Annotated in this window: 18 protein-coding genes; 7 read left to right on the plus strand and 11 right to left on the minus strand. The window is 64.0% G+C overall.

Annotation, left to right across the window (positions count from 1 at the left end; translation table 11 throughout):
- The first annotated feature begins 66 nt into the window (after nt 1-66).
- Nucleotides 67-978 carry a methylenetetrahydrofolate reductase [NAD(P)H] gene (metF, locus tag OVA24_RS18380; RefSeq protein ID WP_267671580.1) on the plus strand — a complete coding sequence of 304 codons (912 nt, stop codon included), beginning with the start codon at nt 67-69 and terminating at the stop codon, nt 976-978.
- On the opposite strand, the gene OVA24_RS18385 is transcribed toward metF, so the two are convergent.
- On the minus strand, nt 975-2,594 hold the full coding sequence (locus OVA24_RS18385) for a hypothetical protein (protein ID WP_267671581.1): 1,620 nt from the start codon (nt 2,592-2,594) through the stop codon (nt 975-977). The genes metF and OVA24_RS18385 overlap by 4 nt on opposite strands.
- Before the next feature lie 107 nt (nt 2,595-2,701).
- Between OVA24_RS18385 and OVA24_RS18390 the strand changes: the two genes are divergently transcribed.
- A complete protein-coding gene (locus OVA24_RS18390; protein WP_267671582.1) occupies nt 2,702-3,481 on the plus strand; it encodes a segregation and condensation protein A in 780 nt (259 codons plus the stop codon).
- 50 nt (nt 3,482-3,531) lie between these two features.
- On the opposite strand, the gene infA is transcribed toward OVA24_RS18390, so the two are convergent.
- Entirely contained in the window at nt 3,532-3,828 is a 297-nt protein-coding gene (infA, locus tag OVA24_RS18395) for a translation initiation factor IF-1 (protein WP_345783388.1), read from the minus strand.
- Between the two features lie 250 nt (nt 3,829-4,078).
- On the opposite strand from infA, the gene OVA24_RS18400 reads away from it, so the two are divergent.
- Entirely contained in the window at nt 4,079-5,461 is a 1,383-nt protein-coding gene (locus OVA24_RS18400) for a tetratricopeptide repeat protein (protein WP_267671583.1), read from the plus strand.
- Nucleotides 5,462-5,558: 97 nt separating this feature from the next.
- Here OVA24_RS18400 and OVA24_RS18405 read toward each other — a convergent pair whose 3' ends face one another.
- Together OVA24_RS18405 and OVA24_RS18410 are read right to left on the minus strand one after the other, a co-directional pair.
- Nucleotides 5,559-6,599, minus strand: a complete 1,041-nt coding sequence (locus OVA24_RS18405) for a hypothetical protein (RefSeq protein ID WP_267671584.1) — start codon at nt 6,597-6,599, stop codon at nt 5,559-5,561.
- Between the two features lie 30 nt (nt 6,600-6,629).
- Nucleotides 6,630-7,136, minus strand: coding sequence for a hypothetical protein (locus tag OVA24_RS18410; protein ID WP_267671585.1), 507 nt, complete (start codon nt 7,134-7,136; stop codon nt 6,630-6,632).
- A gap of 104 nt (nt 7,137-7,240) precedes the next feature.
- Between OVA24_RS18410 and pdxA the strand changes: the two genes are divergently transcribed.
- The gene (pdxA, locus tag OVA24_RS18415) at nt 7,241-8,098 is read left to right on the plus strand and encodes a 4-hydroxythreonine-4-phosphate dehydrogenase PdxA (protein WP_267671586.1); all 858 of its coding nucleotides are present in this window, start codon (nt 7,241-7,243) and stop codon (nt 8,096-8,098) included.
- Nucleotides 8,099-8,108: 10 nt separating this feature from the next.
- On the opposite strand, the gene OVA24_RS18420 is transcribed toward pdxA, so the two are convergent.
- Nucleotides 8,109-9,341, minus strand: coding sequence for an MFS transporter (locus OVA24_RS18420; RefSeq protein ID WP_324287871.1), 1,233 nt, complete (start codon nt 9,339-9,341; stop codon nt 8,109-8,111).
- 145 nt (nt 9,342-9,486) lie between these two features.
- Here OVA24_RS18420 and lexA point away from each other — a divergent pair, with 145 nt between their 5' ends.
- Both lexA and OVA24_RS18430 read left to right on the plus strand, forming a co-directional pair.
- Nucleotides 9,487-10,101, plus strand: coding sequence for a transcriptional repressor LexA (gene lexA, locus OVA24_RS18425; RefSeq protein ID WP_267671587.1), 615 nt, complete (start codon nt 9,487-9,489; stop codon nt 10,099-10,101).
- Between the two features lie 57 nt (nt 10,102-10,158).
- Entirely contained in the window at nt 10,159-11,685 is a 1,527-nt protein-coding gene (locus OVA24_RS18430) for a hypothetical protein (protein ID WP_267671588.1), read from the plus strand.
- Here the strand turns inward: OVA24_RS18430 and OVA24_RS18435 are convergent.
- Genes OVA24_RS18435 through OVA24_RS18455 form a run of 5 tightly spaced genes read right to left on the minus strand, consistent with a single transcriptional unit; the run spans nt 11,660 to nt 14,536 of the window.
- The gene (locus OVA24_RS18435) at nt 11,660-12,115 is read right to left on the minus strand and encodes a rhodanese-like domain-containing protein (RefSeq protein ID WP_267671589.1); all 456 of its coding nucleotides are present in this window, start codon (nt 12,113-12,115) and stop codon (nt 11,660-11,662) included. The genes OVA24_RS18430 and OVA24_RS18435 overlap by 26 nt on opposite strands.
- Nucleotides 12,112-12,786, minus strand: coding sequence for a DUF1573 domain-containing protein (locus tag OVA24_RS18440; protein WP_267671590.1), 675 nt, complete (start codon nt 12,784-12,786; stop codon nt 12,112-12,114). Before OVA24_RS18440 ends, OVA24_RS18435 begins: the two co-directional genes overlap by 4 nt.
- A gap of 25 nt (nt 12,787-12,811) precedes the next feature.
- A complete protein-coding gene (locus OVA24_RS18445) occupies nt 12,812-13,306 on the minus strand; it encodes a nucleoside/nucleotide kinase family protein (protein ID WP_267671591.1) in 495 nt (164 codons plus the stop codon).
- A complete protein-coding gene (locus tag OVA24_RS18450; RefSeq protein ID WP_267671592.1) occupies nt 13,303-13,899 on the minus strand; it encodes an anti-sigma factor family protein in 597 nt (198 codons plus the stop codon). Before OVA24_RS18450 ends, OVA24_RS18445 begins: the two co-directional genes overlap by 4 nt.
- Nucleotides 13,880-14,536: an RNA polymerase sigma factor gene (locus tag OVA24_RS18455; RefSeq protein ID WP_267671593.1), complete on the minus strand. Its 657-nt coding sequence runs from the start codon at nt 14,534-14,536 to the stop codon at nt 13,880-13,882. The genes OVA24_RS18450 and OVA24_RS18455 overlap by 20 nt, the downstream gene beginning before the upstream one ends.
- 172 nt (nt 14,537-14,708) lie before the next feature.
- Here OVA24_RS18455 and OVA24_RS18460 point away from each other — a divergent pair, with 172 nt between their 5' ends.
- The gene (locus tag OVA24_RS18460) at nt 14,709-14,885 is read left to right on the plus strand and encodes a hypothetical protein (RefSeq protein ID WP_267671594.1); all 177 of its coding nucleotides are present in this window, start codon (nt 14,709-14,711) and stop codon (nt 14,883-14,885) included.
- Between the two features lie 259 nt (nt 14,886-15,144).
- Here OVA24_RS18460 and OVA24_RS18465 read toward each other — a convergent pair whose 3' ends face one another.
- The gene (locus tag OVA24_RS18465) at nt 15,145-18,285 is read right to left on the minus strand and encodes a PVC-type heme-binding CxxCH protein (protein ID WP_267671595.1); all 3,141 of its coding nucleotides are present in this window, start codon (nt 18,283-18,285) and stop codon (nt 15,145-15,147) included.
- Nucleotides 18,286-18,382 lie beyond the last annotated feature (97 nt).

Consider the following 18,382-nt stretch of genomic DNA (forward strand, 5'->3'; position numbering starts at 1 on the left):
ATGAAAAACTCCGCGCGGGACGTAAAGTTTCGCGCCCCGTGAATTTTCCGCCCATCTCCGACGATCATGCACATCCGGGACATCCTCGCCGATTCCAAGCCATCCCTGTCCTTCGAGTTCTTCCCTCCGCGGACCAATGCGGCCTGGGAGGAACTCTACCAGACCATCCGGGATCTGGAACCGCTCAATCCCTCCTTCGTCTCGGTGACCTACGGAGCGGGCGGCACCACCCGGGAGATGACGCATGACCTGGTGGTCCGCATCAAGCAGACCACCTCCATCCCGCCCATCCCCCACCTGACCTGCGTCGGCCACACCGAAGCGGAGGTGGATGCCATCCTCACCCGCTACGCCGCCGCCGGCGTATCCAACATCCTCGCCCTGCGCGGGGATCCTCCGCGCGACCGCCCGGACTATGATTGGTCGGAGGGGGACTTCCGCCACGCGTCCGACCTGGTCGCCTTCATCAAGCGCTTCAACGAAAAGGGCATCCACCCGGATCCACGCGGCTTCGGCATCGGCGTCGCGGGCTTCCCGGAAGGCCACCCCTCCACCCCGAACCGGGTCGATGAACTGGACCATCTGAAGGCGAAGGTGGACGCGGGCGCGGACTACATCTGCACCCAGCTCTTCTTCGACAACCACGACTTCCTGGACTTCCGCGACCGCTGCCGCTTCACCGGCATCGAGGTGCCCATCCTCGCCGGCATCATGCCCATCAGCTCCCTGCAGGGCATGAAGCGGATGGCGGAGCTGGCCGCCGGAGCCCGCTACCCCGCGAAATTGCTGCGCGCGCTGGACCGCGCCGGCGGACACCCCCAGTCGGTGGAACGCGTGGGCATTCACTACGCGGCGCAACAGTGCGCCCACCTGCTGGACCACGGTGTGGACGGCATCCACTTCTACACGCTCAACAAGAGCCACGCCACCCGCGAGATCTACGCCAACCTGGGGCTCGCCGCCGCGAACGCGGGCTAACGCTTCCCTTTCGCGTAGATCTCCTCCGCCTGGGCGAAGGTCACCAGATCGAGCGTTCCGGAAACCGGCACGTGCAGGGGGATCCTGCCGCTTCCTTCATCCACCGGATGGGCCGCCTTCAGCAAGGGTGCTTGATCAAAGGCATCCGGACGCACGGTGATCTCCAGTTCCCCCTCGTAGCGCAGGCTTTCCGCGAGCTTCGCCGCCATCTCCGACTGGAACGCGCGTTCCTCCACCGTCGCCTCATAGCGCCGCCACTGGTTTTCCTCTCCGCCACCGGCCGCTGGTTTCTTGCGGCTCAGCGCCGCGGCGCGGCGGAGCGAGAACCCATCTTCCCCACCCGCCTTGTTGCCGCCGTCCTCCACCGACAGCGGGGATCCGGGTGTCGGATGCTCCATCGATTTTTCCTTCTCCTCCTTGGTCGGCGGCCGCACGACCAATCCGCCCTTCAATGTCATCAGATCCCCGGAAACCAGGTCGATCTCCTCGAGATCGAGACGTCCACCCCCGCTCTTAAGGCCGAATGAGCCCGACTGGAAGCGCACCCGGCGGTAGTTGTTGAAGGAATCCACCATGCGCAGCGCCCGCAGGAGCGGGATCCGCTCGCGCAGCACCACCCAGTCCCCTTCCCCCAGCTCAATCCGCCCGGTCGTGGCGATCCCTTCCTGCGAGTTGGTGGATCCGGAAAGCCTCAACGCGCCCGAAACCACCCCCTCCACCAGATATTCGGCGGACTCCGGCAGCATCCCGTCCAGCGGCATGTTCCTGAGCTTGGCGATTCCATTCACATCCGGCCGCTCCGCCCCGCGGATGGTCAGTCCGGTGATGTCCACGGTGCCGGATCCTTTCCGCAGAAGCCCCTTGTCCACCGTCACGCCATCCGGCGTGCAGATCACCGCCAGTTCATCGATCTCCAGCCCCTTCAGCCAGTTCTGGGAAAATGTCCCGCCCTTGAACTGGATCCACCAGCCGTCATCCCGGCGACGCACCTTCATGTGGCTGCCTTCGATCCTGCCTTTTGACAACGCCGTGAACCCCCAGGTCACCGTCGTGTCCTCACAGTCGATCGAGTCCAGCGCGAATCCCGGAAATGAAGTGAAAAGCGTCGCTCCCAGCATCTCCGCCGTGGCGGCGTCCCCGGCGCCCGCGCGGACGTTGATCGCCAGCTCGGACATCGACATCCCATCCATCCGCCACGGTGCCGCCACACTATCCAGCAGACCCATGCGGCAGGTGATGTTCTTCGCGGCGAAGTCCGTGAAAAAGGCGCTCTCCTTTCCGATCACCGCCATCCGCACGATGCTCATCCGCCCTTGATCCCTGGAAAAGCTGTCCAGGATCACTTCCTTCCCCCGCAGGGTCTCCTTCATCGAAGACTCCATTTTCTCCGCGAAACCCTCCGTGTTCGGCAGGCGGATGAGATACACCCAAGCCACAATCCCCAGTACCACCAGGAACACCAGCGAGCGGAACGTCAGCCGCAGGACGTGATACCCCCCCGCCCCCGTCAGCCCTTTCTTCCCGGACATGGAGTATTTCAACTGGAACCAGAATCCCTGGCCCGCGATCCACTGGTTCAGCCGGTCATTGAAATTCTGTACTCTGTCGGACTCCATAGAAAAACCCCCTCAGGGACACGAGGGTGAGACTCAACCGGTCCCCGTCATCTTGCGAGCCAATTTTCCCTCGCCCACATGGGGGGTCATCCCGTAACCCTCCCTCCGTGGAAGCGAACGACTACAAAGTCCGGCTGGAAATCTTCGAAGGTCCCCTGGACCTCCTGCTCTACCTGATCAAAAAGGACGAAGTCGACATCCACTCGATCTCCATCGAGCGGATCACCCGCCAGTACCTGGACTACATCAACACCTTCAAGCTGCTCAACATCGACCTGGCGTCCGAGTTCATCGTCATGGCCGCCAACCTGATGTATCTGAAAAGCCGGACCCTCCTGCCCAGGGTGGACCAGCCGCCGGAAGAGGACGCGGAAGAGGATGATCCACGCTGGGAACTCATCCGCCAGCTCATCGAGTACAAGAAATTCAAGGACGCCGCCGGATTCCTCAGCCTGCGGGAGATCGAGCAGGAAGGCCGCTTCGCCCACCAACCGGACGCGCCGGAACAACCGGTGGAAGACACCGCCCCGCTCGCGGAGGTGTCCATCTTCGACCTCATCCGCGCCTTCCAGAACGTCCTCAAGCGCTTCGAGGAGTCCCATGACTTCGGCGACATCATCGACGACCGCTATACCGTCGCGGACAAGATCGAGTTCCTGCTGGACCGCTTCCAGCCCGGACAGGCGCAGCGTTTCGACACCCTCTTCGCGTCCGCCACCACCAAGGCGGAGGTCATCGTCATGTTCCTCGCCGTGCTGGAACTCATGAAACTGAACCAGTTCATGGTCCGGCAGAGCGAGCTGCTGGGCGAGATCGTCGTCGAGCGCAGGACCGTGCAGGCCACCAACGCGCTGGAAGCCGCGGAGACCGGCGCCGACGCGGAATGACGGCACAAAAAAGCCGCTTCCTGCGGGGAAGCGGCGTCTTGTTCAAGCCCTCAGCTCAGGCGGAAGACGATGCGCGCCTTCGACAGGTCATAGGGGGACATCTCCATCTTCACCTTGTCACCGACGACGAGGCGGATGAAACGCTTGCGCATCTTCCCGGAGATGTGGGCCAGGACTTCATGACCGCTCTCCAGCTTCACCCGGAACATGGTGCCGGCGAGAACCGACGAAATCTCACCCTCGACCTCCACTGCCTTTTCCTCCTCATCCTTGGTGGATCTTTTCGGAGGACCGTAACTACGGCCGCGACCGCGGGATGGACGACGTGACTGTGGACGCTGGGGCATATGGATGGATTGGGGATGGCACGGACGGGAAAACCGGATTGCCCGTGCCGACGCGCGGGATCCTACCGGATGCCGGGACACGGCACAATCCCAAAGTGGACGGTGCCTCAGGGGCGGATACGTCACCCTCCGGCGGCTCCTTGCAACGAATGAACGGGACGCTTGCCAAGCCTGCCGGTTGGGGCCATTTTCCAGTCGTTCCGCCACGCTGTTGTGGCCCACTCAAAAAAAACCGAAGCCGTTTCCTACCATGCCTGAGATCACCGAAAAGGACCTTTCAGCCACTCTCAAACCCTTGTGGCTCAAAGCCCTTACCGCCGTCCAGACCTCCAATCTGACCTATGGGATCAGCCTTCTCCAAGCCATTCTCAAGGACGCCCCCGGTTTCATCGAAGGGCGGAAACTCCTGCGCAAGATCGAGGTCCAGCACACCGGCGGCGTCAAAAAGAAGGCCGCGGGCCTGTTCGGCCTGCAGACCGGCGGTGGCTCGAAAGCCGCCGGCCAGGCGAAGAAGGACCCTCTCGCCGCACTGCCCGTCATCGAAAAGGAACTCGAGGAAGACCCCTACAACGAGGCCTCCAACGACCTCCTCTTCGAAACCTGCCTGAAGCTGGAAATGTATGAGACGGCGGCATTCGCCCTCGAGACCATCCGCAAGGGCCACCCGGAGAACGCCAAGCTGCTCCACAAGCTCGCGGACCACTACCTTTCCCGCGACCAGCCGCTCCAGGCATCCGAAGTCTACACCGACATCGTGAAGCACCACCCGACCGACTCCGCCGCCATCAAGGGCGCGAAGGATGCGTCCGCGAAGGCTTCCATGCAGAAGCAGAAGTGGGATGAGAACGCGGACATGCGCTCCCTCATGAAGAACGCCGGCCAGACCGAGGAGCTCGAAAAGGCATCCCGGACCGGTCTGACCAAGGAGCAGCTCGAGGAACGCCGCGACCGCATCGTCGAGCGTTACAACGAGGACTCCAACAACCTCGCCACCGTCAAGGACCTCGCCTTCGTCTATGAGCAGCTCGAGGACTGGCACAACGCCCACACCTTCTACGGCTGGGCCCACACCCTCAGCAACGGTGACGTCGCCCTAGCGACGAAGGCCACCACCATGAAGGACAAGGCCGCCGAGGCCGACCTCAAGGCCCTCGAGGAAGCCGCCGCCGCGGATCCTTCCAACCCGGAACTCCAGGCATCCCTGGAAGCCCGCAAGGCGGAGCGCATCAGCGAGCAGGTCGATGAAGCGAAACGTCGTGTCGAACAGAACCCGACCGACCCGACCCTGCGCTTCGAACTCGGCCAGGCCCTCTTCAACGCAGGGGACTACAGCGGCGCCATCCCGCAGCTCCAGCAGGCGAAGCGGAACCCGCACATCCAGTCGAAGGTGCTCCTCCTGCTCGGACGCACCTTCAAGGCGAAGGGCATGTTCGACATGGCGGCCAAGCAACTCGCCGACGCCCTCGCCGACATGGTGGCCATGGACAACATCAAGAAGGAAGTCCTCTACGAAAAGGGCATGATCCACGACGAGATGGGCGACAAGGAGAACGCGCTCGATTCCTTCAAGCAGATCTACGAAGTGGACTACGGCTACCGCGACGTCGCCCACCGCGTGGAGTCGTCCTACTGACCCCACGCCCCGTTCCATTCATGGAAGGCATCCCCACGCGAGTGGCGGATGCCTTTTCCTTTTCACGCGGCCCACACCCGCGGCCACCGGCGGCGGATCATCCGCCTGCTCCGTCAGCCGGCTCATCCCCGACCAACCAGTCGTGGGCGAGCACCCGTTTGATCACGAACTGCCGGCCGTCCGCTCCTTCCGCCCTCCCCAGCACCACGGTCACCCGGGCCATCTTCCGGATGTCGAGCAGGGAGAGGATCGCGCGGTCCTGGTCGCCGCCCTTCTTGCAGTAGCCGAAAAGCAGGCGGTCCACATCCGGGGAGGCCACGCCATAGCAGGTCCAGCCATCCGCTTCGCTGAACGGACCGTTGAAATACTGGTCCCGCTCCACGTACACCCTGACCACGGCGCTCTCCGCCTTTCCGGAGAGCAGGTCCCCCCATGAGGGAACCGCCATCCTGGAGAATGCCGGGAAATCCATCTTCCACCGCCCGGTGCCATCCGGAGTGAACAAGGCGATGCGGTTCCCCTTCTTCCCGTCCTTTTCGGAGGAAACCACCACTCCCGCCATATCCTCCCGCGGGCTGTCCAGACGCGCCATCACATCATAACCGGTGATGGAACCCTCCCGATCCTCCAGCACCTTCAGGAACTCCCCCACCTCCGCCGCAGGCACCGGCCCCGGGTCGATCACCTGCAGGATCTCCGCATCCGTCCTGGCCGCCAGCGCCTCCGTCGCGAGAGCCACGGCATCCGCGTCCCCCAATTTCTTCGTTTCCACGGGCTTGTCGATGCGGACCAAATCCGCGGCCTTTCCACCAGCAGCAGCCGCATCTTTCCTGCCGTCTCCCTCCGACTTCAGCCAGAGGAAGAGCGCCATGGTGATCACCACGATCCCACCCGCGCCCAGAAGCATCGTCCAGATCATCATCGCGGACTTCGTCCGCTTGTCATCCTTCCCGTCCGGGTATCTGCCATCGTCCGGGACACGCCGCCTGCGGCGCTCCCCCTTTGAGGACGGCGCGGAATGGGTGGTCGTTTCCGGAAGGTGGCCGGAGGCCCTGTGGAAACCGCCCAAGCCAGGATCCTCCCCCCTCGTACGCCTGGCACCGGAGCCGACGTCCCTGGATATGCCTTTGTCTTTCATCGGAACGTGCTGGAGGGGCGGGAAACCAGATCAGCGGGGATACACCGTGATCCGGGTCTTCTCATACCGGTCATCCGGACGGAACAACCAGCCGGGGTTCCGGTCCACCACCTCATACCCGGTCAGCATGAACTCCTGCAGGAACTGGTTGCTGTTCGGGTCATAGGCTTCATTGCCCGTGTAGTGGCCGCGGATGCGGTACTCATAGTTGTTGTCGAAGGCGTAGCGCTGCCCCGGCGGCCCCGCCTCCGGCAGGCGGTCCGGGCTTTTCATGCGGTCCTCGCGGAAGATCACGAGCTTCGCCTTGCTCCACGGCTGGCGGGGCTTCTTCAGATAGCCCCAGAAACGCGTCTTCTCGACGTAGTAACGGCGGCCATAGTAGAAATCCCCCGTCGCTTCGTTCGCGACCTTGGCGTTGCGCTCCTCCATCGTCGGGCCACCCATGTTGCCCGTGCCCATCCGGCCGGATCCGGCGCACTGCGTCAGGACGAAACATCCCGCCGCCACCACGAAAGCGCGTATCAACTGATTCAGCATGGGGCGCAGGCTAGCCCTCCCCCCTCCGCCCCCGCAAGCCCGTACCGGTGGCGATTACGATTTCATCTCTTGGCATCCGCCGCGCCACGCCCGAAGGTCCCGGCATGCCACGCATCCTCATCACCGCCGGAGATCCGGCCGGCATCGGCCCGGAAGTGATCGGCAAGGCGCTCTCCTCCGGAAAACTCCCGGCGGGGTTCGACTTCGAGATCCTCGGTGACACCACGGCGGGCACCCCGGGAAAGCCGGACCGCCGCTCCGCGGAAGCCGCCCTGGCCGGCCTGCAGGAAGCCGCCGCCCGGCTGAAGGACGGCACCGGGGACGCGGTGGTGACCGCCCCTGTTTCAAAGGAGGCGCTCCAGTCCGTGGGCTTCACCTTTCCCGGCCAGACGGAGTTCTTCGCGGATGCCTTCGGCGTGGAGGACTTCGGCATGCTGCTCACCGGAGAGCGCCTGACCGTGGGCCTGGCCACCATCCATGAGCCGCTGAAGTCCATCCCCACCCTCCTCACCCCGGAGAAAATCATCCGCATCTCACGGCTGACCGCCGCCTTTCTCAGCCGCCGCGGCATCACCCGCCCACGCATCGCCCTGGCCGGACTCAATCCCCACGCCGGAGAGAACGGTGCCTTCGGCGACGAGGAACGGACCATCATTTCCCCCGCGCTCGGCATCCTCCGCGCGGATGGTGACGCGGAATACACCGGCCCCGCCGTCCCGGACGCCATCTTCCGCGAAGCGACGCTGGGCTCCCAGGATGCGGTCATCGCCATGTACCATGACCAGGGGCTCATCCCGCTGAAGCTCCTCGATTTCGACACCGCCGTGAATGTGACGCTCGGCCTGCCGAAGCCGCGGACCAGCCCGGACCATGGCACCGCCTATGGCATCGCCGGAAAAAACATCGCGGATCCGTCCTCGATGATCGCCGCCATCCGCCTGGCGTGCGAACTGGCACGGTGAGCCCCGGCCTTCAACCTGCGGACGGCTTCTGGGCCACCCCGCGGTAGAAGACCGCGAAGCCGGCGAAGCACACCGCGATCATCGCCGTCAGGATACCCCAGAAATCCATCCAGCCGTCCCCGGAACCATCCACCAGCATCCGCCGCAGGCCACCGCAGACCCAGGCACCCACACAAGGCCCGAGGCCTCCGGAAACAAAGGCGAGCAGCCCCTGCGCCTGCCCCCGCATGCCCGGATCCACCCTGCGGTCCAGGAACACCTGAGCGGTGATGAAGTAGAGGGTATAGCAGACCCCGTGGAGACCCACCCCCGCCAGGTGCCATGCCCATGCGCCCGTGTGGCCGGACCACGCGCTCATCCCGTACCTCAGCACCGAAAGCCCCATCGCCCACAGCAGGATGGTCTTGATCCGGAAGCGGGTCATCAGCACGCCGACGAACAACATGGCCACCAACTCCGTCACCTGCCCCATCGTCATCGTGGCGGTGGGCCGCGGGTCCCCCAGCCAGCGGAACATCTCCGCGCCATACATGTAGAATGCCGCCAGCGGGATGGAGAACAATGTCGTGACCACGAAGAACACCAGATGGTCGCGCTGCTTCAGGAGGCCGAACGCGTCGAACCCCAGCAGGCTCTTCCACGAAACGCCTTTCCCCAACGGTGGCGTGAATGGCAGCAGGCAGCCGACGATGGCGGTGGCGATCCGTGCCACGGTGGCCGCATAACCGGCCTCCACGCTCATGTCCGCATGCAGGATGTAGCTGCCGATCCCGCCCCCTGCCATCCAGCCGATGGTCGCCGCCATCCGCACCAACGGGTAATCCCTTTCCCCATGTTTCAGGTGGCTCAGGGAAATCACCGCCAGCAGGCTCCACATCGGCCCGGAACACAGCGAATAGGCCCCCAGCAGGAAGATGAACCACCACGGACTCCAGCCCAGGTCCAGGCTCCGGAACGCGGAGAAAAGGAACACCGCACCGACCATCCCGCTCCACGCGAACAGGCGGTTCGCCGCCATCCTCTGGTCCGCCAGCGCCCCGCCGATCAATGGGGAAACCAGCGCGCACAACGGCGGCACCATGAACGCCAGCGCCACCCACTGGGAGATTCCCAGTTCGCGGAAGATGTTCGTGAGCGACGGGATCCAGAACCCCGACGTCATCCCATGGAAAAAGAAAGCGAACCACAGCACGGCGAAGGACCCTCCGCCCGGTATCCGCTGTTCGAGTTGCTCCTTCCCCACGGCCCGAACTCAATCCACCGGAGGGAGGCATATCCAGCCGATTCCATGGAACCGGCGGGGAAGCCCATGAAATATTCCGCTCTTTTGCGCTTGCGGAGAGCGGTGGTTTTTACATTGTTCTTTGGAACACTGTTCAAACACTCCCATGACGAACCAACTCACCTCCCGCCAGCAAGAGATCCTGGAATATCTCCGCAATGCCCAACGGCGGACCGGCGTGATGCCGTCCACCAGGGAGATCCAGCATTACTTCCAGTTTGCCAGCCAGACCGCGGCCATGAGCCATCTCCGCGCGCTGGAGCGCAAGGGCGTGATCCAGCGCCTGCCCGGAAAGGCCCGTGCCGTCATCTTTCCGGAGGAACTGGACCGCGCGGAGATCATCGACATTCCCATCTACGGCAGCATCGCCGCCGGCATGTCCCAGGATGCGGAACCGGAGCGTGAAGGCTGCGTTTCCATCGACGTCACCTCCATCGGCATCCCGCGGCACGCCCGGACCTTCGCCCTCAAGGTCCGCGGGGACTCCATGATCGACGCCCACATCTGCCACGGTGACACCGTCATCCTCGAGTTCCGCGAACCGCGGAAAGGCGACATCGTCGCGGCCCTCATCGACGGTGAGACCACGTTGAAACGCTACGTCATCGACAAAGGCCGCCCCTTCCTGCACGCGGAGAATCCGGACTACCCGGACCTCATCCCCGCCCGTGAACTGATCATCCAGGGGGTGATGGTCGCGCTGCTCCGGCACGCAGCCTGAGAGCTTCACAGTTGTTGACTCGCATTCAATGGTTTGTTAGGACTACCAAAGCAAACCGTGGTTCCCTCCCTCACGTTCTTCTGTCCCGCCTGCAAGTCGCGGCTCACCGTGCCCCTCAGCATGGCCGGAGTCCGCGGGCCATGCCCCATTTGTTCCAGCTTCATCGAGGCTCCCCAGCCGCCGGTGTCCGCGGCACCCACACAGGCCGTCCAGCAGGCACCACAGCACTACGGTCCGCCTGCCCAGCAGGCACCACCGTACTACACGCCGCCTGCACAGCCCTACGCGCCGCCCGCACAGCCCTACGCGCCGCCTGCACAGCCCTACGCGCCGCCCGCACAGCCCGCGCCCCAGCAGTACGTTCCACCGGCACAGCCAGCCCCCCAACAGTACGCTCCCCCCGCACAGCAGACGCCACATCACCACGCCCCTCCCTACGCTCCACCCCAGGATGCGCCGCCTTCCTCCCATCCCCAGCAGGGAACGCTGCCGCCACCGCGAAGCACTTCCGCCGGCCCCTCGGTCGTCAAGGTGGAACCGCGGGGCAACCGGCTGCGCTCCACCGAGCACCAGGAAATCGTCGCACGCCCCATCAGCGAACGCCAGGGCGCCGGGCAGCCACAAGTTGAAGGCCGGGACTACCGCCCGTTGCCAACCCGGTCGAGGATCACTTCACGGCTCCTCATCAGCGGAGCCGCCCTGCTGCTCATGGTCGGGGTATCCGCGGGATTGATCCTTCTCTCCCGGGAAGATCCGGAAGCGACAGCCCCCCCGGTGACCCCATCCCAGCCCCGTGCCACCAAGCCTGATCCGGAGCCCTCCAGCGCCCCTGAAACGGCCCGCAACACCGCACCTGCCCCTACCCCTCCAGGTCCCGCCACACCGGCCACCCCACCCACCCCTGGGACACCACCCGCACCTGAGCCACCCCACCCCGGAACCGCCGCGATGGAGGTGGTGGAGAAGTTCCTCGCCGCCTCGAATCTGGACGCCCGCCTGCCCCTCATCGACACCCAGACCCCGCCGGCTGATCTCCAGGATTCCATCCTGGCCAAGCCCTTCCCGCCCGATCCCACCGTGGCTCCGGAAGTCCAGGAGACAAATCCGGACGACTCGATGGATTTCTACTACGCGGTGGATTTCAAGGATGCGGCCGGAAAGACACATCCGGAGCTGCTGCTGGTCCACACTCCCGCAGGCGGATCACCCAAAGTCATCGTCGATCCATTCCTCGACAGCTTCGGAGGGCGTCTGGCCGCCTTTGCAAGCCAGCCGTCGGACAAGATCCGCTCGTTCCAGTCAGTCATCTCCGCCGTCGCCCAGACCACCGCCGACCGCAACGTGCCCGACCACGAGAACAAGCTCCGCCTGAAGCTGCTGCCGCGCGACAACGAAAAGGAAATCACCAGCGCCTACTTCACCAAAGGCTCGAAACTCGGCCAGATGCTGATCACCGAAGGTTCCGGCTTCCGCTACGGCCAGGCGCGCACCGCCAGGGTGACCCTCCGCTGGAACAAGGAAGAGGATCCCGCGAATCCCTATCTGGAAGTGACCGACATCAAGGAGTTCCGCTGGAATCCTTGATCCGTCCGGCGTCCTTCAGCGCCTGCCAACCGCCGCGCAGCGCCTTCACATCGAAGTCCGGATCCAGCTTGCGGATCTTCTCCGCCACCTGCTGGCTCACGCCGCAGTCCTCGTTCGAGCAATAGACGACCGCCCTCGGGTTCTCGAAAAGTTTCTGCATCGCCTCCGCTTCGAAGGCGGTGGCGTCTTCCGCGCCATCCAGATTCCACAGGATGGAGCCGGGCAGACCATTGGCCTGCCAGTCCTTCCTCGGCCGGGCGTCGATCCAGACAACCGGCTCCTGCACCTGCTCCAGACAGATTTCCCCCGGCTTCAGTGTCGCGGGATCGCACACCAACGCCTTGCCCGGCGGGCCTTTCACCAGGTAGGTGCCTCCGGCGGCGGCGGCGGCCACCCCCACCACGACCATCATCTGGACGGCGGCGTTCATCTCGCGACCGGAGCGCTCACCACGGCGAAGACCTGCTGCGTCCGGTGGTTGGGAACCTCACAGTCCGTCTCCACCCGGAAGACGGACAGCGCCTTGCTGTTGATGTTTTTCGGCGTCACCACCAGCTCGTAGCTCCGTCCATCCTCGATGGTCTTCAGCTCCTGGTTGAAAGTCTCCGTGGAAGGCGTGACGGATTTGATGTGGATCGGCTTGTCGCCGTGCATCTGGAACTTGATCGTCTTCGATTCCATCTCCTGGCCGACCTGCCACTTCAACGTCTTCGGCTCCATCTCTACGAGGATCGGGATGTCCACCTTCATCGTGAGCCGCTGGGACGGTGCTTCCTTCGAGTCGGAGTCCACCCAGATGGAGGCGCCCTTCTCGACCTTGCCGACCGCGGCGCCGATGTCGAAGTTCAACCGGATCACTCCGGATTCACCCGGCTCATAAGCCGTCTTTCCGCCTGAAATCTCAATCGAGGTGCAGGAGCAGTCACCGAGGGTTTCCTTCACCACCACGGTCTTGTCCGTGTTGTTCGTGAACGGGAAATCCACCTTCACCTTGGTTTCCCCAGGCCCGGGCTTCAACTCCTTGACCGGCTCCGGGAACGTGAGCTTTCCGGCGAAAGCCATCCCCGCAACGCCCAGCCAGACCACCATCGTATTTCTCATGGGCATACTATGTGCGCGGCTTTTCTCAGGACGCAAGTGATACTGCGATGATCAACCGTCCCCCGCGCCATTCCGGTCCCAGGATGAACAGCGGGGTGTCCCCACCCAGCAGGGCGTCCGTCTTCAGGATCTTCTTCCGGGAAATCCAGATCTCCAGATCCAGCCGCGCGGAATCCGCCGTCGGACGGCTGCGCGCCTCGAACCTCACCAGGATCTCGTCGGACGGCCGGAGAGGCTGCGCCCAGTTCTCATAGCTGCGGAAAAGCGGCTGCTGGTCACCGCCCAGCAACAGGAAATGCCTGAAATCGAGGTTCGGCGCACCCCGCAGTTGCTTCTCCACCTCGCCCTCCACGGCGTTGAACCGCGGGCCGGCCACCGAAGGATCACCATTGGTCCCGTAGTAGACCTTCACGTTCACCTTCCCGATCGCCGCCTTGCCGGGATCATCCTGCGCGACCGCCATGCCCGCGGAAAGCGGCAGCAGCCCCAGCAGGAGACGGAGACCTTGGCGGCGGTTCATCGGGAAATTTTCGTTGCCCCGGGAGTTCCGGCACCGGCGGTGGAGTCGGACTCCTTCGGCTGCTGGATCATCGCGGTTTCCGTGAAATCCATCGAATCAGGAATGGCGCTCACCCCGTTCAGCAGGATGACCGTGGAGGCGCCCGTTCCCTTCACCCACTGCGCGTCCACCCCCTGTTCCGGAGTGTACCACACCGGGGAGGAGCTTTCATCGCCGCCCTTCGCCAGGTTGGACCCACCGGTGGAGTGGGTCTTCGTCCCCACCCAGAAGGCCAGCGCCATGCCGGCGAACGCCGTGGCCGGGAACAGCCAGCGCCAGAAGGATGGCCGGGCCGCCGGAGCGGATGGCTCCGGCGTGGCCTGCATGGCGCGGATCTCCTTCGTGATCCGGCTGTTGAAAAAGTCCGGATACGGAGGCTCCTCCACGGCGGGCAGCGCCGTGGCCATGGTCTTCCTCCAGGCGCGGATTTCCTCCCGCGCCGCGATCTGATCGGGCTGGGTCAGCGCCCACGACTCCACCTTGGCGAGTTCCTCGCCTTGGAGTTCGTCGTCCAGCCACAGGGCCAAAAGCACTTCATCGGGAGTTGTATTCATCTTTGAGGAGGGCTTGGAGTTTTTGACGGGCGTAGAAAAGGCGGCTCATCACCGTCCCGAGAGTGCAGTCCATCGCGTCCGCAATCTCTTTATACGAAAGTCCCTGGACGTCTTTCAAAATAACGACTTCCCGGTGTTCCGCGGATATTTTGCCGAGGGCGGCCTCGATCTTCGCGCGCAGCTCGCCATGGGCCATTGACTCATCCGGAGCCTCGGTCACGCCGGGTGTCGCCACCGCCGCCGGGTCGATCCGGTCGCGGTTGAAAATCTCATCGTTCAGCTCGCCGGCGCTCTCGATCTTCCGCTTCCGCGTGAAGTCATAGACCACGTTGTGGGCGATCCGGTAGAGCCAGGTGGAGAAGCGCGCCTTCGCCTCGAAGCGGGGCAGCGCCTGCCATGCCTTGATGAAGACCTCCTGGGAGAGGTCCCACGCATCGGCTTCCTGGTGGATCATGTTGCGGATCATGGCGAAGATTTTCCCCCGGTGGCGGGTGATCAGGGCGTCATACGACTTGAGGTCGCCGCCCTGGGCTCTGGCGACCAGCCGGAAGTCCTCGTCCGGGTCGTTCAGGTCGGAATCGACGGGGCCGGACAGCTCCTTCGCATTCTTTGACGGATCCCCTGCCGGATTATTCATGATTCACGGAAAAATCTTCACCCCTTCACCTTCTCTTCAGGTTCAGCCGGTCACGGCCCATACCTTGTGCCGACAATGGGTCATGCGCAATTCAAGAATCTCCGGGGTTGGTAGCGAACCTCCTGAGGATTCCAGCAGGTAGCGTCGTGGCTGCGCCACGACGGCGGGGCGGATGTCCGCCATCCTCCGGCTCCGCGCTCCGGCAGATGCCCCCCAAGGAACATGCGGCACCCCGGGAACATGGTGGCTCCACCCCGCCGTGATGGCGAAGCCATCCCGCTACCAGGAAGACGCCGGGTGGCGGCGCTTTCCTCGCACGGCGGAGGCGGAAACCGGAGTAGCGGCGTGACTCCGTCACGACGGCTGGGCGGATGTCCGCCATCCTCCGGCTCCGCGCTCCGGCAGATGCCCCCCAAGGAACATGCGGCATCCCGGGAACATGGTGGCTCCACCCCGCCGTGATGGCGCAGCCATCCCGCTACCAGGAAGATGCCGGGTGGTGGCGCTTTCCTCGCACGGCGAAGGCGGGCGCAACGAACCCCGAGGGAGATTCGGTGGGATCCTTTGCGAAGCCAAGCCGGCTGAAGCCGGCGCTCCGTTGTTCCCGTTCACTTCTCCATCGGGTGCTCCTTGAGCAGTTCCTCCACCATGTAGAAGCTCTTCCGCGCGCTCGTAGCCTCACGCACCTTCGTCACCTGCGCGGGGCGGATGGCGTCGGCCTTGTTGTCGAAGCGGTTGCGGGCGTAGGTGAGGACGGCGGCGATTTCCTCATCCTTCAACAGTCCGCCGAAGGGGGTCATGGGCACCTGGCCGTCATATTTCTTTCCGTGGAGTTCGAACGGACCCATGAGGCCGTGCAGGGTGAGCTTGATGAGGCGGTCCGGGTTGCCGGAGATCCACTCGCTGCGGTAGAGCGGAGGGAACGCGGGATCCAGCCCCTTGCCGTCCGGTTGGTGGCAGGTGACGCAGTGGCCCTCGCGGAAGTAGATCTCGTGCCCGGTGAGGAAGAGCTTCTTGTCATCGCCCGTCAGGTGGTCCGGAACGGGTGGCGCGGGATGCTCATCCACCACCTTCTCGGTGATACCTTCCAACCGGCTGGTGGCGGTCTTGATGGCCGGGGCGATCCAGTCGTCCTGCGGCATGCCCGCCGCGATGTTGACGACCTTTTTGCCGACGGCGTTGTCGAGCCAGGAGGCGGCGACGACCGCTTCGGCACGGACCCGGCCATGGGCGTCCGCCGCGGCGGCGGCAAGCAGCTCCCCGTGGTTGGCGATGACGTGCGTGTTGTAGCGCAGCACACGGACGGCGGCGGCGCGGACGTGGTAGTCGTCCGACTTCAGGAGCTTCTCCAGCAGGGCCTGATCCGGCTTGTTGAGGCCCCAGGTGACCCACAGGGCCTCCAGCAGGTGGTGTTCACGGCGGGGATCCGCGGCATCCAGACCGGCGGTCCATTTCGCGAGCGCGGTGAGCACCTCGGCGGCGGGACGGCCGCGCAGCTCATCACGGGTGCGGTAGCGGCTGCGGTACTCCGGGAGTTTCAGATTCTCCAGCAGGGTGGCAATGGGCGCTCCGGCGATCTTCGCGGGCTCCACCAGCGGGCGGGAGGGATAGGTGATGCGGTAGATGCGGCCGTGCACGTGGTCGCGCAGCGGATCACGCGCATTGTGCTGCATGTGGCCGATGAGGACGTTGTGCCAGTCGATGACAAACAACGAGCCGTCCGGGGCGAACTGCAGCGCGGCGGGGCGGAAGTTGCCGTCGGAGGATTTCAGCAGTTCCTGGCGGAACGCCGTCTTATAGCCCGTGCCGTCATCGGCGATGGAGTGCTGCTTGATGCCGAGGAAGCCGATGTTGTTGCAGAGGAGGAAATCCCCCTGCACCTCATCCGGGAAGTGGCGTGAGGACACGAACTCCAGACCGGACGTCGGGCGGACCTTCTGGCCGTCGGGGATGAGATCCTTCGTCAGCGGGGTCTTCGCGCCGTAGGGCGTCTTCAGCGAACTCGGCATCAGCCAGTTCATCGACGGTCCGGAGGTGTGGAGGAAGAAATCCTGGCCCCAGTCGTCGAAGGCGATGCCCCATGGATTCGGGATGCTGAGCTGTGCCGTGCGCTCCAGCTTTCCGCGCTGCGGGCTGTAGCGGTAGAAGCCGCCGTCCACCCCGCGAACCGGCCCGTAGGGCGTCTCCACATTGGAATGGAGGAACACGCCCTCGCACATCATGAACGCTCCGGAGCCGTCGGCATGGAACGCGCTGATGGCATGGTGGGTGTCATGGGAGTCGAAGCCGGTGAGGATGACCTCCCGGGAGTCCGCTTTGTCATCCCCGTCCGTGTCACGGAGAAGGACCAGATGCGGTTCCTGTGAGACATAGACGCCCTCCGGCGCGAACTCGAAGCCGATGGGCAGGTGCAGCTTGTCGGCGAAGACGGTTTCCTTGTCCGCCTTACCGTCGCCGTTGGTGTCCTCATAAATGAGGATCTTGTCATCCGGGCGTGGGTCACCGGGACGCCAGTGCGGATAGGTCGGCATCGTCGCCACCCACAGACGGCCCTTGTTGTCGAAGTTGAGCTGCATCGGGTTCGCCAGGTTGGGGAACTCCTTTTCCGATGCGAAAAGCTCGACCTTGTAGCCCTCGGGGACGGTCAGGGACTTCACCGCGTCCTCGCCGTATTTGTATTCAACCGGTGCGCCTTCGACCTTCGACTTGTAGTTGGTTTTGACTTCAGGAAGGACGGTGGTGGCCTTGTCCAACGCCGCAACATCGAACTTCGCTCCGTTCGCCACGTTCCACACCGCCTTGTCGCGGATGTCGGTCAGCTCGCGCATCTTCGCGGATTCCGCCGGATAGTTGTCCGGGCCGAAGGGGTTGTAGCGGCGGCCGTCCACATGGACGCCATTGAGCATCCGGTAGTCGTTGAACCAATACCAGTTCTTGTCCTTCAGCGCCTCCACCACGGCGCTCTCCTTCGCCTTCGAGGTGCGGGGGGATTCGCCGGCAATGGCGTCGGCCAGGGGCTTCGCGAGCTGCTTGTAGCCCTCGTCATTCGGAAGGAAGCCATTCCGGGTGAGCGGCTTTTCCGAAGCGGCGTAGAGCTTCGCGCTGGCGGAAAGGAGATCGATGCACTGCACCTTGTGCTTCGCGGCCACCTCGGTCATCGCCGCCGCATAGAGGGCGAGGTTCTCGTTCTCCTTTTTCCCGTCCGGCAGGTCGCGGGAACCGGAGAGGTCCTCATAGGTGACCGGCGAAACGAGAACCAGACGCGGCGCGGCGCCGCCGTTGTATTTCTGCGCCAGCGTATGGGTGATGAACGCGTCCAGCTCCGCCTTGAAATTCTCCAGCCCGGCCGGGCCGTCGAAAGATTCGTTGTAGCCGAAGAAGCCGAGGATCGTGTCCGCCTTCAGATGCGTCAGCCACTCGTCCGGCGTCATGTAGTGGCCGGTGCCGGCGTGCACCTTGTTCTGCGGGCGGAACTTTTCCGCACCGGGGAAGGCCCACTGCGACTTGCGCGACGGATGCGGGCGGAAACCCGGTGTATCCCCGGGGAAGCACATGTTGCGGATGACCAGGTTCTTTCCGGGGAACCGGAGCTGCAGTTCCGCCTCCAGGTAGGGATGATCGTTCATCCGCTCACCCAGGCCATTGCCGATGAAGACGATGCGTTCACCGTCCTTCGGTGCGGTTTGGGCTCCTGCCGTCGCCAAGGATGCGGCCAGGGAACAGAATAACGGAAGCAGAGGAAGTTTCATGAAACGGTTGAAGCCGATGGGTTGCGCGGGCTAGGAAACCAATACGCAGGAAAAAACAAAGATTTTTCCAGAAAAACCCAAATAAACAAAAGCCAGG

Origin of the sequence: Luteolibacter sp. SL250 (assembly GCF_026625605.1) — a bacterium.
Lineage (GTDB): Bacteria > Verrucomicrobiota > Verrucomicrobiia > Verrucomicrobiales > Akkermansiaceae > Luteolibacter.

Excerpts from the sequence above, each read along its gene's own strand:
- metF (WP_267671580.1), top strand. The coding sequence starts at position 67 with ATGCACATCCGGGACATCCTCGCCGATTCCAAGCCATCCCTGTCCTTC.
- OVA24_RS18385 (WP_267671581.1), bottom strand. The coding sequence starts at position 2,594 with ATGGAGTCCGACAGAGTACAGAATTTCAATGACCGGCTGAACCAGTGG.
- infA (WP_345783388.1), bottom strand. The coding sequence starts at position 3,828 with ATGCCCCAGCGTCCACAGTCACGTCGTCCATCCCGCGGTCGCGGCCGT.
- OVA24_RS18400 (WP_267671583.1), top strand. The coding sequence starts at position 4,079 with ATGCCTGAGATCACCGAAAAGGACCTTTCAGCCACTCTCAAACCCTTG.
- OVA24_RS18405 (WP_267671584.1), bottom strand. The coding sequence starts at position 6,599 with ATGAAAGACAAAGGCATATCCAGGGACGTCGGCTCCGGTGCCAGGCGT.
- OVA24_RS18410 (WP_267671585.1), bottom strand. The coding sequence starts at position 7,136 with ATGCTGAATCAGTTGATACGCGCTTTCGTGGTGGCGGCGGGATGTTTC.
- pdxA (WP_267671586.1), top strand. The coding sequence starts at position 7,241 with ATGCCACGCATCCTCATCACCGCCGGAGATCCGGCCGGCATCGGCCCG.
- lexA (WP_267671587.1), top strand. The coding sequence starts at position 9,487 with ATGACGAACCAACTCACCTCCCGCCAGCAAGAGATCCTGGAATATCTC.
- OVA24_RS18435 (WP_267671589.1), bottom strand. The coding sequence starts at position 12,115 with ATGAACGCCGCCGTCCAGATGATGGTCGTGGTGGGGGTGGCCGCCGCC.
- OVA24_RS18440 (WP_267671590.1), bottom strand. The coding sequence starts at position 12,786 with ATGAGAAATACGATGGTGGTCTGGCTGGGCGTTGCGGGGATGGCTTTC.
- OVA24_RS18445 (WP_267671591.1), bottom strand. The coding sequence starts at position 13,306 with ATGAACCGCCGCCAAGGTCTCCGTCTCCTGCTGGGGCTGCTGCCGCTT.
- OVA24_RS18450 (WP_267671592.1), bottom strand. The coding sequence starts at position 13,899 with ATGAATACAACTCCCGATGAAGTGCTTTTGGCCCTGTGGCTGGACGAC.
- OVA24_RS18455 (WP_267671593.1), bottom strand. The coding sequence starts at position 14,536 with ATGAATAATCCGGCAGGGGATCCGTCAAAGAATGCGAAGGAGCTGTCC.
- OVA24_RS18460 (WP_267671594.1), top strand. The coding sequence starts at position 14,709 with ATGTCCGCCATCCTCCGGCTCCGCGCTCCGGCAGATGCCCCCCAAGGA.
- OVA24_RS18465 (WP_267671595.1), bottom strand. The coding sequence starts at position 18,285 with ATGAAACTTCCTCTGCTTCCGTTATTCTGTTCCCTGGCCGCATCCTTG.